This window comes from Campylobacter sp. IFREMER_LSEM_CL2127, assembly GCF_025771745.1.
In the GTDB taxonomy this organism is placed as follows: domain Bacteria; phylum Campylobacterota; class Campylobacteria; order Campylobacterales; family Campylobacteraceae; genus Campylobacter_D.
In genome coordinates this window covers 308,094-321,436 of sequence record NZ_JAKMQV010000001.1, presented here as the reverse complement: position 1 = coordinate 321,436, position 13,343 = coordinate 308,094, and the positions used below count along the sequence as shown (strand labels likewise).

Below are 13,343 nucleotides of genomic sequence, written 5' to 3'. Positions count from 1 at the left end.
TAAAACTCCTTATTAAGTAAACTCTAAAGACATTAAGCTTAAAGCTTTAGTTTATTGCTTTAATGCTTTTAAGCTTAATGTGTGTTAAGCAAGCTCTGGGGAGGGAAATTAGTTGTTTGTAACAGGCTTTAAATAACTTTCTTTTATCATAAGATTTACTGTATCTTTAAACATAGGTAAAGCACTTTGTGCAGCATAATAGCTATAAGCTTTAGTAGGATTTCTCACCAAAACCCCTATGGTGTAATTGTTTTTCTCATCATTTGCAAAGCCAAAAAATGAAGCATTGTAGCGATTTGAAGTATAGCCTTTTCTCTCAGCAATCCTAGCTGTACCTGTTTTACCACCTATGATAATGCCTTGAGTTTGTGCTTTTTTACCTGTTCCTTTTTCTATAACATTGATTAAAATTTGTTGCATTTCTTTGGCAGCTTTACTTGAGAGAATTTTTTCTTTTTTAACTTCATCATCAAGTTTTATTAAGCGTCCATCTTGATAAAATTTATTTGCAATTTGCGGTGTGATATAAATTCCATCATTGTTAAATACATTATAAGCAGCTAGAAGTTGCATAAAAGTTGTTTTTAAACCATAACCATAGCTTAATACAGATTTTTCTACTTCTCTTAATCTTTTTGGATTTGGTATTTCTCCTTTTTGCTCATAAGGAAGATCAATACCACTTCTTTCTCCAAAACGAAAAATTCTAAGTCCTGAGATGATTTCAAGATTACTTAATCTTTGGGCGATTTTAATCATGCCGACATTTGAAGAGTAGGTGATAACTTCTTCCATGCTCATTTTATCTTTTTTATGATCATCACGTATAGTAAAACGACCAAGTTTATATTGACCACCTTGGGTGTTGATGATTTCGTTGACTTTGATTTTATCAAGCATTAAAGCAGTGGTAAATATAAAAGGCTTTATAACAGAACCTGCTTCATAGCCATATTCTATCGCGCTTGCATTAAGCACAGATAGATCTTTTCCGCGATTTTGCGGATCATATCTTCTTGAGCTAGCAAGGGCTAAAATTTTCCCACTTTTACTTTCCATAATTGCAACTATAATTTCATTAGCTTTTAGATCTTCATTTCTTTTATCAATAGCCTTTTCTAAGCCTTTTTGAAGTTTTAGTGAAATATTTAAGTATAAATTACATCCATCTATTTTACGCTTTTCATAAGAGTGTAAATTTAGGATAATATTGCCACCTATATCTCTTAAACCTTGGATTTTTGCATTTTGTAAAGGGCTTAAGCATTCATTGTAGTATTTTTCTAAGCCTTTTATGCCGACATTTTTAAAAATTTCGCTTTTTTCGTCCATATAAGTTCTTGTGTAGCCTATGATAGGAGTAAGTGAGTCTTTTGGCATATACACGCGATCTTCTTTGTGTTCTATGATATCAAGTCCTCTTGTTTCAACTCTGCCATTGTTATTTGTAAAAGACTTAAAAAAACCTTGAGTATAAAGCTTTTTAGCTAATTCTTTTAAATAGCTTGCGTCTTTTGAGTTAATATCTTGGAGTAAAATAAAATTATAACTTCTTCTTTTTTTTGCAAGCATTCTTTTTTTGATATCTTGCATTTGCTCATCGCTTGCACCGCTATAAATTTGAAAAAGCGTTAAGAATAATTCTTTTTTATCAGGATTTAAACTTCTTAGATCAATCTCTGCTCTATAAATTTGCCTACTTGAAGTTACTGTAAAATTATCACTTGTGATGATATTACCTCTAAGAGCGGAAAAATATTGTTCTTTTTGGGTATTTGGTATATGGCGTTTTGAGGTTAGAAAAAAAGTAGAAAGTAAAAACAAGGCCATAAAAAACAGAGCCATACAAAAAGCAAAAGCTACCTTTGAAACTCTATTTCTAATGGTGTTTGAAAGCATATATTAAATTTGAGTTCTTGAAATTTCTTTATATGCGTTTATAGCCTTATTTCTAACTTCAAGCATAAATTTCATACTTGATTCAGCTTTGCTAATAGCAATTGCTGCTTGGTGTAAGTCTTTTACTTCACCTGTTGCGATGTCTACCATAGCAGCTTCAGCTGTTTCTTGAGTTTTATTAAGGCTGTTAATAGAATTTTTTAATAAGCTTGAAAATTCATCACCTATATTATTTGAGTTGTTGTTATTTTTATTGTTAACATTGTTAAATTGATTTATACCATTAATAGTGTTCATTTATTAACCTCTTAGTAAATCTATCGCACTTTGTGCTATAGTTTTAGTGCTTGTAAAAGCGCTTACATTTGCTTGGTAAGCTCTTGTTGCTTCTATTAAATCGGCCATTTCAATGACAGGGTTTATATTTGGAAAAGCAACATAGCCTTGCTCATTCGCATCTGGATGAGATGGATCAAATTTCATACGAAAATCTTTATCATCTCTTACAACCTTATCAACTACTACGCTCATTATAGCAGGTTTTGCATCTTTTTGTGAAGCTGGGTCGTTTAAAGGATTTTCATATTCTAAAAAATTATTATCTTTAGCGATTTGTTTATTTAGTAATTCATTAAAATCAGTCGCTTTAAAAATCACTTCTCTTCTTCTATACGGTCCGCCTTCTGCTGTTCTAGTAGTGTTTGCATTAGCTATATTTGAGCTAATTACATTCATTCTAAAGCGTTGAGCGCTAAGTCCGTATCCGCTAATATCAAAATCACTTAAATAAGCCATTGTTTTTCTCCTAGCCTAATTTAGAGCTTGTTTCTATGATGGTTGAAAAAATATTACTTTGTCTTCTTAAAACACCATCTAAAGCAGTAATCATCATAGTATTTTTACTCATTTCGGTAGTTTCTACATCAAGATCTACTGTATTTGCATCATTTCTTGCCAAATGTCCATCTCTTAAATAAATGGTTGATTTATTAGGATCTGGAAATTTCCAAGGTTTTTGATGATTTGCATTTGTACTTGCTAATTCAAGCTCTTTGGTATCTTTCTTTTTAAAAATTTCATTTGCTCTATTAACTAAAGCAGTTTCAAATTCTATATCTCTTGCTTTATAAAAAGGAGTATCAACATTTGCAAGGTTGGAATTAATCATTTGACTTCTTAGGTTTCTTCCTGCTAAAGCATCAACAATAAGTTCTTTTGATTTAAAAGGGCTTATCATAATTTTTCCTTAAAATAAAGCTTTTATAGACTAAAAGCAAAAATCATTCCAAAATATTTATGCAATTTTGTTTATCTATAAGTATATCTTTTTATAGTAAATTTTTGAAATTTTTAAAGCCACTTTCAAGTGAAACTTTTTTTTCTAGTGTTTTTAAAAAATCTTTTTTTGTCATTTCTTTAGCGCCCATAAATTTTAAATGCTCATTAGGCACTTGACAATCTATTAAAAAATCATATGGTTTTAAAAGCTCACAAAGTCTTATTAGAGCTACTTTTGAAGCATCTTTTTTAAGGCTTATCATGCTTTCGCCAAAAAATATTTTGCCTATGATAAGTCCATATAAACCACCGATTAAAACATCATTTTCATAAACTTCAACACTATGAGCTAAATTTTGCTCAAAAAGCTTTGTATAAACTTGTATAAATTCTTGACTTATCCAAGTTTTTTTTCTTTTTGCACAATGGCTTATAAGAGAGTTAAAATCAAAATCAAGTCTTATTTCATAAGTTTTTAAAGCTTTTTTTATGCTTTTTTGTATACGCACTTCATTAGGTAAAAGCACCATTCTAGGAGAAGGGCACCACCAAGTAACAGGATTGCTAGTCCATGGAAAAAGCCCTAAGCTATAAGCATGAGGTATAAAGTCTACCTCTAGCTTTTCGCTAATAAAAACAGGCGCATCATCAGGGCTTTTTAAAAGTTTAGAATACAAATTCGATTTTTTCATTTTTGGAAAGTTTGAGTTTTAATTTACCACCATTTTTTAATTTTCCAAACAAAATCTCATCGCTTAATCTCTCTCCTAATTCTTCAGCAATAATGCGTTTTAATAATCTGACTCCAAATTCCTTATTATTAGTTTTTTTAGCAAGAAATTCTTTTACTTTTTTATCAGCTTCTATGGTGATATTATTTAAATTTTTCGCCATTAAATCTAGCTCTTTTTGGACGATTTGTTCTAAAATTTCTTGATTTAAGTCATTAAAATGAATGATTTTATCAATACGGTTGATAAACTCAGGCGCAAAAAAATCTTTTATGGCTTTATTACTTTTTTCTTTATCGCTGCTTAAAAAACCAAGCTCATTACTTTCTTTTAAGCCTAAATTTGAAGTCATAATGATAATAGTATTTTTAAAATCAGCTTTTAAACCACTATTATCCGTCAAGCTCGCATTATCAAAAATTTGCAAAAAAGTATTAGTTAAATCAGGATGAGCTTTTTCTATCTCATCAAATAAAACTACGCTAAAAGGATTTTTTCTAATACTATTACTAAGCAAGCCACCATCTTCATAGCCCACATAACCTGCTGAAGTTCCTATGAGTTTGCTCACATCATGTTTTTGTGAGTATTCACTCATGTCAAATCTTTCAAGATTAAGGTTTAAAATTTGTGCTAAATTTTTCGCAAGTTCGGTTTTACCAACCCCGCTTGAACCAGTAAATAAAAACACACCTTTTGGGGTGTTTTTACCTTTTAATCCTGCATAGCTTTGTTTTAAAATAGAACATAAAGTTTTAATAGCTTCATCTTGCCCAAAGATGTTTTGTTTTAAATCATGCTCTAAGTTCTTAAGAATTTTACCTTGATCGCTTTCATAAATTTTATGAGAATGCGTCATTCTTGCTAAAGTATTTTCTAAATCTTTTATTTTTACTATTTTTTTACTTTTTTTATCTTCTAAAGCAAAGCTTGCACCAAGCTCATCGATTAAATCAATCGCACTATCGGGTAAAAATTTATCATGTAAAAATTGTTTTGCTAATTTTATACTTGTTTGTAAAATTTCATCGCTGATTTTGATTTTGTGAAAATTTTCATATTTGCTTTTTAAGCCTTGTAAGATTAAAAAACATTCTTCTTCGCTTGGTTCATCTATATCAATTTTTGCAAATCTTCTACTTAGGGCTTTGTTTTTATCAAAGGTGTTTTTATATTCTATAAAAGTAGTTGCACCTATGCATTTAATGTTGCCATTACCTAGTGCAGGTTTTAATAAATTTGACATATCTGCATGACTTTCATTACTTGCGCCAGTTCCTACTATGGTGTGAATTTCATCTATAAATAAAATAGCATTAGGGATATTTTCTAATTCTTTAATGATATCTTTTAATCTTTTTTCAAAATCACCTCTGTATTTTGTCCCTGAAAGCAAGCTTGCCATATCAAGACTATAAATTTTTGAGTTTTTTAAATGTTTTGGTACTTTTTCTTCAGCTATAGCTAACGCTAGTCCATCTATAATGGCACTTTTACCAACACCTGGCTCACCAACTAAAATAGGGTTATTTTTCTTGCGACGGCTTAGAATTTGCATCATTCTTTCAAGTTCAAATTTCCTACCTATAACAGGATCTATTTTGCTTTTTTTTGCAAGCTCAACTAGCTCTATGGTATGGGTTTTTAAATTTTCAAATTCAGCATTTTGCAACAATTCTTTTATTTTTTCTTCTTCTATTAGGTGTTTTTTTAAAATATTATAAGAATAAGCTTTTTCTTCTTTGCAAAGTGCGATGATAAAATCAATCACACTTGTTTGATTTTTTGCATTTAACTTGTGTAATATATTTTCCAAGATTACAGAAAAAATAGGTTCTATTTCTTTTTTTAAAATTTCGTTATTTTTAGCTAAGTAGTTTTTTAACTCATTTTCAAAGCCTTGTAAATCACCATCTCCGATTTCTTCAAGTAGATTTTTAAAATCATTACTAAGCTTAACTAAAGCAAAAAGCAAATGCTCGCAAGTGATAAATTCATGATGATTGATAAAGCTTAAATGTCTTGCATTTGGTATAAATGAGTCAATTAATTCTTTATATTTCATTGTTCTTCTATCCTTGTTTGGAGTGGAAAATCATTGTTTTTTGCTGCCAAGTCAACTTGCTGTTTTTTGCTAAGTGCAATTTCTTCTGTGTATATACCACAAACTCCACTTCCTTGATGATGAATTTCAAGCATAATTGCACTTGCCTTTTCAAAATCATGATGAAAAATATTCATTAAAATTTCAATTACAAAATCCATAGTGGTAACATCATCGTTTAAAAGCAAAACCTTAAACATTTTAGGTTCTGCTAGTTTTTGTTGCTCTAAAATTTCACTTTTTAGACCCATTTAATATCCTATTAATATCTTCTTGCATAATCTCAGTAGAAACTTTCCCAAGATAATATTTCACATAATTTTTTGAGTCTTTATTCCAAAAGTCTGTTAAATCTTGATAAATACCATCTTTTAAAACCACTTTAAAAGGAAGTTGTTCCATACTTTGATAGTTGATATCTTTTAAAGCTTGTGCGACAATTCTATCATTTTCTTTAGAATTGCTTAAAAAATAATACGCCCCATATTTAATAGCAAAATCTTTTACAGTTTGATCGCTTACATTTTCAAAATGACTAAGCCCCATGATGATAAAATTATCTGTATTTTTTTGCCACAAGCTTGTTAGATGGGTAGCTTCTTCTTGGCAAGGTGTGCAAAAGGTTCCAAAAAAATCGAACATTAAAATTTTATTCTCTTCGCCCTTTACCACAAAACCATTTTGTGTTCTTACTAAGGTTTTTTCACCTCCATTGACACTTTTTAAAAGAATTTCATCGCCCATTTTATACTCAGCAAACGCAAATTCATTTTCAATTTTTTCTTCACTTGAGCAAGCGCTTATTAAAAATGCAAAAGCAAATGTAAAAAATAAATAAGCAATTTTTTTCATCAAAATCCTTTTTTAATAATGATTTTTCATAGCAGCTCTTGCCTCAAGATCTGCTTGTTTTTTCTTTAAACTTTCTCTTTTATCGTGTAAGTTTTTTCCTTTAGCTAAGGCTATTAAGACTTTTGCTTTATTTTTTTCATTAAAATAAAGTTCTAATGGAACTATAGTAAAGCCTTGGGTGCTAATTTTACCAAAAAGCCTATCGATTTGCTTTTTATGCATTAAAAGTTTTCGCGAGCCTTTTTCATCATGCTTATAAAAAGAATGTGTAGTACTAAGATGAGAAATATGAGCATTAAGTAAGAAAATTTCACCTTTGATAATACGCACAAAAGAATCTTTTAAATTTGCTCTACTAGCTCTTAATGCTACTACCTCAGAGCCTTTTAAAACAATACCTGCTTCAAATTTTTCCAAAATTTCATAATCAAAAAAAGCTTTTTTGTTTTTTACTATAGTTTTTTTCATCATTTAGCCTTAAAAACTCCACTTCCACTTCCACTTAAAAAATAAGCTTCATCAAGAAAAGTTTGCATTTTAGGATAAATTTTTACACAAGGAGCAAATAAGTCATTTAAATCAGTATTTTTATACTCTAAAATTTCGCTTGTTTTGAGTGTTTTAAGTGTTTTGGACAAATTTAAATTTGCTGTTAAATCATATGAGCTTTCATCAAATGCTTTATATACTTTTGCACTTGAGCATTCAATAGCAGGAAAAGTAAAATCAAGTTGAGTAAAATCATCTTCAAAATATTCTACAATCTCGCCACACCCGCTAACATTTGCACTATCATATCCACTTAAAAAAAAGATTAAATCAGAACCGAGTTTTTGGCAGATTTGTTTAAGTTGTTGTTGGTTAAGTTTTAAATTTAAAGCTTCGTTGATCATAAGCAAAAATGTAACCGCATCGGTGCTACTTCCACCAAGGCCTCCGCTTATGGGAATGTTTTTGATAAGCTTTAAGCTTTTGTTTTTAAAAAATTCATTTAATTCATTAGAAAATCCTAAATGTTCTAATTCTTTATAAGCTTTGCATATGATGGTATCTTGAGTAAAATTTCCAGTGATTTCAAACCCTTCTTTGGTTTTTTCATCACTAAAGCTTAATTCATCAAAAATATCTTTTAGTAAAATAAAGCGTGATTGTAATAAATGATAAGATCTTGAATCAATTCCTATGATTTTTAAAAAAATATTAGCTTTTGCGTAAGCTTTCATTTTTTTAGCTTTTTACTCAGATCATCAAGTTTTATCGTTTCATCACTAATTGCATGTAAATTTTCACTTTTTACTTGCTCGATAAGCTCTTTGCGTAGTATCATTAAAGACTTTGGAGCTTCGATGCCTATTTTAGCATAGCCTTTGCCTGTTTGAACTACTTTAATTTCTATATCATCTCCGATTTTTATACTTTCATTTTCTTTTCTTGATAAAATTAACATTTTAATACCTTATTTAAATAATATTGCACTTGATTATCTTGGATAGAAATGATAGAAAAAAAATCTTTTTCTTCTAAAATATAGCTACCTTCTTCTTGAATTTCCAAATCGTCCAAAAATATTTTTTGTCCATTGTATAATTTTTGGGGGTATTTTATCGTATTTTTTCTAAGATTTAAATAAGCTAAAGGATTTAACTCTTTTTCATTCTCATAAAAAAACTTTCCCTCACTTAAACGCTCTAATGAGCTTAGCGTGGCTTTAATACCAAGTTTTCTAGCAAATAATTCACAATAAGAGCGTATATAAGAACCCTCACTAACTGCTATTTCTATGGTTAAAAAGGGGTGGTTATAGTGTAAAATTTTAGTATAAAAAATTTCCATAACGCAAGGTTTTAAATTGACTTCAAAACCTCTTTTTGCAAGCTCATAAGAGCGTACTCCATCTATTTTTTTTGCACAAAATGCGGGTGGGGTGTAGGTGATTTTACCTAAAAGTTCATTTTTAATTTGTTCTAAAACTTTCTCTTCAAAAGCATTTATAAGATTGATCTCTTTGATATTTTGATTATCAAGGCTTAGTGAATGCACACCTAGCCAAAGCGTTGCTTTATAAACTTTTGGATTTTTATCAAAAAAGCGAAAAAGTTTTGTGTATTGATCAAAGGCTATGAGTAAAACACCTTTTGCAAAAGGATCAAGTGTTCCTGAAAAACCTGCTTTTTTATTTTTATATTTTTTCTTGAGTTTGCCTAAAAAAGCATTAGAACTCATTCCACTTGGTTTGTAAGCTACAAAAAGTTTATTCATATTACTTTTTCCACAAAACTTGACATTATCATTCTTTCTATGCCTCCAAAATTAATCGTGAGTTTTTCTTCAGCACCTATTTTACTTACCCCAGTGACTCTGCCTATGCCAAAAATTTTATGTTTGATTAAATCGCCTTTCTTGTAGCAATTTTTTTGATGATCTAGTGTTAATTCTTTTTTGATTACATTGCTCTCGCCAAAAAATCTACTTTTTTCTAATCTTGTGCGACTTCCTTTATAAAATCTAGAATTAGCATAGCTTAGATAAAGTTTTTTCTTGGCTCTAGTGATTGCTACATAAGCAAGTCTTCTTTCTTCTTCTATATTGCTGGATTCGCTAGTGAGTGGAAAAAATCCTTCTTCTAAGCCTATGATAAAAACATAATCAAACTCAAGTCCTTTGCTTGCATGAATACTCATAATACAAATACTTTCTTTATCAAGTCCATCTTGCTCATTAAGTAAAGAAATTTCATTTAAAATATCATCTAAGCCATTATAATTTCCATGAGTGATTTTATCTTTTAAGTTAGCATAAAGTTCATCTATGTTTAAAAGTTTATCTTCGCCTTCTGGGTTATCTTTATAAAATTCTTTGATTTTAAATTCTTCTTCTAAGGCTAAAATCATTGCAAGCAAATCATCTTTTTCTTTGATTTTGTGTATGCTTAGTATGAATTTTTCTAATTCTTTGTCTGTTTTTTTGCTAAAAAATCCACTTCCTTGCAAAGCACATAGGCTTTCAAATAAAGACAAATGATTTTCTTTAGCATAATTTTCTAGCTTTTCTAAACTTGCATTACCAAAATTTCTTTTAGGGCGGTTGATAATGCGTTTAAAAGAATAATCATCATTTAAATTTGAAAGCAATCTTAAATAAGAAATAATATCTTTAATCTCAGCTCTTTCATAAAAACGAATTCCACTTAGCAATTTAAAAGGAATTTTTTCTTTGCTAAAAGCTTCTTCAAGAGCACGAGATAGGGCATTTACTCTATAAAGTATGGCTATTTCACTAGGATTAATCCCTGAGTTTAAAAGTTTTGAAACTTCTCTTGCAACCTTAAAACTTTCAATTTTTTCATCATCATTTTGCAAAATTGTAATTTCTTCGCCCTCATCTTTGGTGCAAATTAAAGTTTTTCCTAGTCTTTTTCTATTATGCTCTATAAGTTCATTTGCAGCTTGCAAAATAGCGCTAGTTGAGCGATAATTTTGCTCTAATTTGACTAATTTTACATTGTTAAATTGTTCTTTGAAATTTAAGATATTTTCTATTTTAGCCCCGCGCCAACCATAAATACTTTGATCATCATCACCCACCACGCAAATATTTTCATGAGACGTGCAAAGTTTTTTTAGAATTTGATATTGTAAAGCATTGGTATCTTGATACTCATCCACTGTTATATAAGTATATTTTTGACTTTGCTCTTTTGCAAATTGTTCATCTTCTAAAATTTTATTAGTTAGCATGAGTAAATCATCAAAATCCATGAAATTATTTTGGATTAAAAAATGCTCATATTGTTCATATAAATGAATGATTTCTTCGTAATTTTTGTTTTTTTCATCTTTTAAAAATTCTAATTCTTTGCGTATTTCTTGGGCGCTTTTGCTTTGATTTTTAAAATTTGAAATATAAGCACCTATGCTTGCTAAAGAGCTTTGCAAATTTTCGCTAGCTAAATCTTTTAGTATTTTCTTTTTATCATCTGTATCAATAATGACAAAATTATTTGCTCTATTAATTCTTTCGCTATAAAGTCTTAAAAATAACAAGCCAAATTTATGAAAAGTACATAAAAGGGGATTGTGTAAATTTTGATCTTGTAAAAGTGCTAAGGCTCTTGTTTTCATTACATTGGCAGCTTTATTTGTAAAGGTTAGTGTGAGGGTATTTTGCGCAGGAATACCTACATGATCGATTAAATAGGCAAGCCTAGTGGTAATGGTTTTAGTCTTTCCGCTACCTGCGCCTGCTAGTATTAGCATAGCTCCATCAATATGCATGATAGCTTCTTTTTGGCTATCATTTAAACCTTCAAAAAAACTCATTTTTTAAATAAATCTTTATTGTTAGGATTGTTTAAAAAAGCATTCATGGATTTTTCTTTTAACTTTTGATCATTTTGCTTTTTGAAATAGTTTGAAAAATTGACAAAAATGATATTATCTTCAACTTGAATTTGAGTGATTGCACCTAAATCCACTTTTACAAAGGTTGCAAAATCATCAGGCCCAAAACCTGCATGAAATTCTATATGCTCATTTGTTAAAACTATAGATTTAAAAGTATAGCCACCAAGTGCGAAAAGACAATAAGGATTTTTACTTACTACATCTAATTCTGGTGGCAAGGGAGGTTCGAGTGTAACAAATTTAGTATTTACAATGATGTTAAACTCAATATCTTCTTGGATTAAAATTTGCAAACATTCATAAATGCTTTTTTGCATTAAACTTATAAAATTTTTATTATTTAAAATTTTATCAATCATTGCTTAGCCTTAAAAATTCATCTACTAGTATCCTAACTTGCTCTAAGCCTATATTCCAAAACTCATCACTTTCTATATCAAAGCCAAACATAGCTACAAGTTCTTTTGGGCTTTTGCTTCCCCCACTACTTAAAAAATCAATATAAATTGAAGTAAAATCAGGACATTTGTCACTTTTATATAGACCATAGAGTGCTAAAACTAAAAGTTGTGCATAAGCATAAGCATAGCAGTAAAATGGAGAGTGTATAAAATGTGGTATATAAGAATACCAAAGGCTATAATTTTTGGTTAAAACTACGCTATCTTGAAACATTTTTCTTGATTCTTCAAGCCAAATTTCACTTAGTTCTTGAGCACTTAGCTCTTCTTTTTTAGCATGAAATCTGCGTTCAAAAGTAGTAAAATTAATCTGTCTATAAAGAGTAGCAAAAATATCTTCAATCTTTGCCGCATATAAAGATAAAAGCTCTTCTTTGTCTAAATTTTCTTTAATATAATCAAAAATCAACATTTCTGCAAACACTGAAGCAGTTTCTGCTGTAGTTAGTGGTGTATCTTGATTTAAAAAACTTACTTTATAAGAAAGTTTTTGATGTATAGTGTGGCCTAGCTCATGTGCTAGAGTGAAAAGATCGCGTCTTTGGTTGGTATAGTTTAAAAGTATGAAAGGATGGCTTAGTGGTGTGCTTGAGTGAGAAAAAGCACCGCTTTGTTTAAATTCTTTAGGATAAACATCGATCCAGTTATTTTCAAAAGCTTCTTTTGCTATCATATAAAAATCTTTAGAAAATTTTTCAAAGGCTTTTAAAACTATATCTTTTCCTTGATTAAAATCAACTTGCATTTCCTTTCCAATAGGTGCATAACGATCATAATCTTTTAGCTTTTTATATCCTAGAATTTTTTTCTTTGTATTGTAAAATTTAGAAACAATATCAAAGCTATTCTCACTAGCGCTAATAAGCGCATCAACACTTTTCTTAGAAATTTGATTTCTTATATGTCTTGGGGTTTCAGGATTTTCATAGAATCTTAACTCACAAATACTAGCAAGTTCGCTTTTAATCATATTGAAAATATATACTAAAAGTTTGTTTTGTTTTTTTAAGGTTTTACTAAAGCATTTTGAAGCTTTTTTTCTAATGCTTCTATCTTTATCATAAAGCTTGCTTAGAATTTCTTCCTCGCTTAGTTTTTGCCCTTCAAAATTAAATTTTAAAGCACTAAAGGTTTCATCAAATAATCTTGCAAATGCATTTGAACCCGTACTTGATAGAGCCAAGATAACTCTTTCTTCTTTTTTAGAAAGATTGTGTTTTTTGTGTTTGATAAGATTGTTTAAATAAAACTCATAATCTTTGCAAAATGTGATGAAAGTTTTACTTTTTTCTTCTTTTAACTCGCAAAATTCAAGTTCAAAAAATAAAAGATTTTCTTCTATTTTTTTACTTAAATTTTCATATTTTGCATAAAAAGCACCTTTGGTAGTATCTTGAGCAAAATTTAAATACACATAGGTTAGTATGTGAGAAAGTTTTAAGATCAATTCTTCATAATTTTTTAAAGCTTGTAAAAATTGTTCATTGCTTAAACCATGAAGATTATTTTCATATTGTTTTTTAAATTCATAAGCTTCATCTTGGGTTTTTTGTAAAAAAAGATTTAATTCTTGCTCATCTTTAAATAATGTACTTAAGTTCCAATTTTGCATGGT

General features: G+C 29.3%; 15 protein-coding genes. All 15 read right to left on the bottom strand.

The annotated features are described in order from the left end of the window. Positions 1-108: 108 nt before the first annotated feature. Positions 109-1,899: a peptidoglycan D,D-transpeptidase FtsI family protein gene (locus L8V77_RS01665; protein WP_263706389.1), complete on the bottom strand. Its 1,791-nt coding sequence runs from the start codon at positions 1,897-1,899 to the stop codon at positions 109-111. A 3-nt stretch (positions 1,900-1,902) separates the two neighbouring features. Further along, the gene (gene fliE / locus L8V77_RS01660; protein WP_263706388.1) at positions 1,903-2,196 is read right to left on the bottom strand and encodes a flagellar hook-basal body complex protein FliE; all 294 of its coding nucleotides are present in this window, start codon (positions 2,194-2,196) and stop codon (positions 1,903-1,905) included. 3 nt (positions 2,197-2,199) lie between these two features. Further along, the gene (gene flgC / locus L8V77_RS01655) at positions 2,200-2,694 is read right to left on the bottom strand and encodes a flagellar basal body rod protein FlgC (protein ID WP_039618718.1); all 495 of its coding nucleotides are present in this window, start codon (positions 2,692-2,694) and stop codon (positions 2,200-2,202) included. Between the two features lie 10 nt (positions 2,695-2,704). Next, complete coding sequence (gene flgB / locus L8V77_RS01650) at positions 2,705-3,136, bottom strand: flagellar basal body rod protein FlgB (protein ID WP_039668590.1); 432 nt, start codon at positions 3,134-3,136, stop codon at positions 2,705-2,707. A gap of 91 nt (positions 3,137-3,227) precedes the next feature. Next, positions 3,228-3,869 (bottom strand): leucyl/phenylalanyl-tRNA--protein transferase, encoded by a 642-nt coding sequence (aat, locus tag L8V77_RS01645; protein ID WP_263702151.1) that lies wholly within the window; start codon positions 3,867-3,869, stop codon positions 3,228-3,230. Continuing rightward, positions 3,844-5,973 carry an AAA family ATPase gene (locus L8V77_RS01640; protein WP_263706387.1) on the bottom strand — a complete coding sequence of 710 codons (2,130 nt, stop codon included), beginning with the start codon at positions 5,971-5,973 and terminating at the stop codon, positions 3,844-3,846. The genes aat and L8V77_RS01640 overlap by 26 nt, the downstream gene beginning before the upstream one ends. Further along, a complete protein-coding gene (locus tag L8V77_RS01635) occupies positions 5,970-6,263 on the bottom strand; it encodes an ATP-dependent Clp protease adaptor ClpS (RefSeq protein WP_263706385.1) in 294 nt (97 codons plus the stop codon). Before L8V77_RS01635 ends, L8V77_RS01640 begins: the two co-directional genes overlap by 4 nt. Next, the gene (locus tag L8V77_RS01630) at positions 6,247-6,864 is read right to left on the bottom strand and encodes a thioredoxin domain-containing protein (RefSeq protein ID WP_263706384.1); all 618 of its coding nucleotides are present in this window, start codon (positions 6,862-6,864) and stop codon (positions 6,247-6,249) included. Before L8V77_RS01630 ends, L8V77_RS01635 begins: the two co-directional genes overlap by 17 nt. A 12-nt stretch (positions 6,865-6,876) precedes the next feature. Next, complete coding sequence (smpB, locus tag L8V77_RS01625) at positions 6,877-7,332, bottom strand: SsrA-binding protein SmpB (protein ID WP_263706382.1); 456 nt, start codon at positions 7,330-7,332, stop codon at positions 6,877-6,879. After that, positions 7,332-8,087, bottom strand: coding sequence for a 4-(cytidine 5'-diphospho)-2-C-methyl-D-erythritol kinase (locus L8V77_RS01620; RefSeq protein WP_263706380.1), 756 nt, complete (start codon positions 8,085-8,087; stop codon positions 7,332-7,334). The genes smpB and L8V77_RS01620 overlap by 1 nt, the downstream gene beginning before the upstream one ends. Continuing rightward, positions 8,084-8,311 carry a carbon storage regulator CsrA gene (csrA, locus tag L8V77_RS01615; protein WP_012661763.1) on the bottom strand — a complete coding sequence of 76 codons (228 nt, stop codon included), beginning with the start codon at positions 8,309-8,311 and terminating at the stop codon, positions 8,084-8,086. The genes L8V77_RS01620 and csrA overlap by 4 nt, the downstream gene beginning before the upstream one ends. Continuing rightward, positions 8,305-9,123 (bottom strand): tRNA pseudouridine(55) synthase TruB, encoded by an 819-nt coding sequence (truB, locus tag L8V77_RS01610; protein ID WP_263706379.1) that lies wholly within the window; start codon positions 9,121-9,123, stop codon positions 8,305-8,307. Before truB ends, csrA begins: the two co-directional genes overlap by 7 nt. Then, positions 9,120-11,183 carry a UvrD/REP family helicase gene (locus L8V77_RS01605; RefSeq protein WP_039618696.1) on the bottom strand — a complete coding sequence of 688 codons (2,064 nt, stop codon included), beginning with the start codon at positions 11,181-11,183 and terminating at the stop codon, positions 9,120-9,122. Before L8V77_RS01605 ends, truB begins: the two co-directional genes overlap by 4 nt. After that, positions 11,180-11,626, bottom strand: coding sequence for a hypothetical protein (locus L8V77_RS01600; protein ID WP_074691700.1), 447 nt, complete (start codon positions 11,624-11,626; stop codon positions 11,180-11,182). Before L8V77_RS01600 ends, L8V77_RS01605 begins: the two co-directional genes overlap by 4 nt. After that, positions 11,619-13,340 carry a M3 family oligoendopeptidase gene (locus tag L8V77_RS01595; protein WP_263706376.1) on the bottom strand — a complete coding sequence of 574 codons (1,722 nt, stop codon included), beginning with the start codon at positions 13,338-13,340 and terminating at the stop codon, positions 11,619-11,621. The genes L8V77_RS01600 and L8V77_RS01595 overlap by 8 nt, the downstream gene beginning before the upstream one ends. Positions 13,341-13,343 lie beyond the last annotated feature (3 nt).

Excerpts from the sequence above, each read along its gene's own strand:
- csrA (WP_012661763.1), bottom strand. The coding sequence starts at position 8,311 with ATGTTAATTTTATCAAGAAAAGAAAATGAAAGTATAAAAATCGGAGAT.
- fliE (WP_263706388.1), bottom strand. The coding sequence starts at position 2,196 with ATGAACACTATTAATGGTATAAATCAATTTAACAATGTTAACAATAAA.
- flgC (WP_039618718.1), bottom strand. The coding sequence starts at position 2,694 with ATGGCTTATTTAAGTGATTTTGATATTAGCGGATACGGACTTAGCGCT.
- L8V77_RS01665 (WP_263706389.1), bottom strand. The coding sequence starts at position 1,899 with ATGCTTTCAAACACCATTAGAAATAGAGTTTCAAAGGTAGCTTTTGCT.
- flgB (WP_039668590.1), bottom strand. The coding sequence starts at position 3,136 with ATGATAAGCCCTTTTAAATCAAAAGAACTTATTGTTGATGCTTTAGCA.
- L8V77_RS01630 (WP_263706384.1), bottom strand. The coding sequence starts at position 6,864 with ATGAAAAAAATTGCTTATTTATTTTTTACATTTGCTTTTGCATTTTTA.
- L8V77_RS01605 (WP_039618696.1), bottom strand. The coding sequence starts at position 11,183 with ATGAGTTTTTTTGAAGGTTTAAATGATAGCCAAAAAGAAGCTATCATG.
- L8V77_RS01620 (WP_263706380.1), bottom strand. The coding sequence starts at position 8,087 with ATGAAAGCTTACGCAAAAGCTAATATTTTTTTAAAAATCATAGGAATT.
- L8V77_RS01640 (WP_263706387.1), bottom strand. The coding sequence starts at position 5,973 with ATGAAATATAAAGAATTAATTGACTCATTTATACCAAATGCAAGACAT.
- truB (WP_263706379.1), bottom strand. The coding sequence starts at position 9,123 with ATGAATAAACTTTTTGTAGCTTACAAACCAAGTGGAATGAGTTCTAAT.
- aat (WP_263702151.1), bottom strand. The coding sequence starts at position 3,869 with ATGAAAAAATCGAATTTGTATTCTAAACTTTTAAAAAGCCCTGATGAT.
- L8V77_RS01600 (WP_074691700.1), bottom strand. The coding sequence starts at position 11,626 with ATGATTGATAAAATTTTAAATAATAAAAATTTTATAAGTTTAATGCAA.
- smpB (WP_263706382.1), bottom strand. The coding sequence starts at position 7,332 with ATGAAAAAAACTATAGTAAAAAACAAAAAAGCTTTTTTTGATTATGAA.
- L8V77_RS01595 (WP_263706376.1), bottom strand. The coding sequence starts at position 13,340 with ATGCAAAATTGGAACTTAAGTACATTATTTAAAGATGAGCAAGAATTA.
- L8V77_RS01635 (WP_263706385.1), bottom strand. The coding sequence starts at position 6,263 with ATGGGTCTAAAAAGTGAAATTTTAGAGCAACAAAAACTAGCAGAACCT.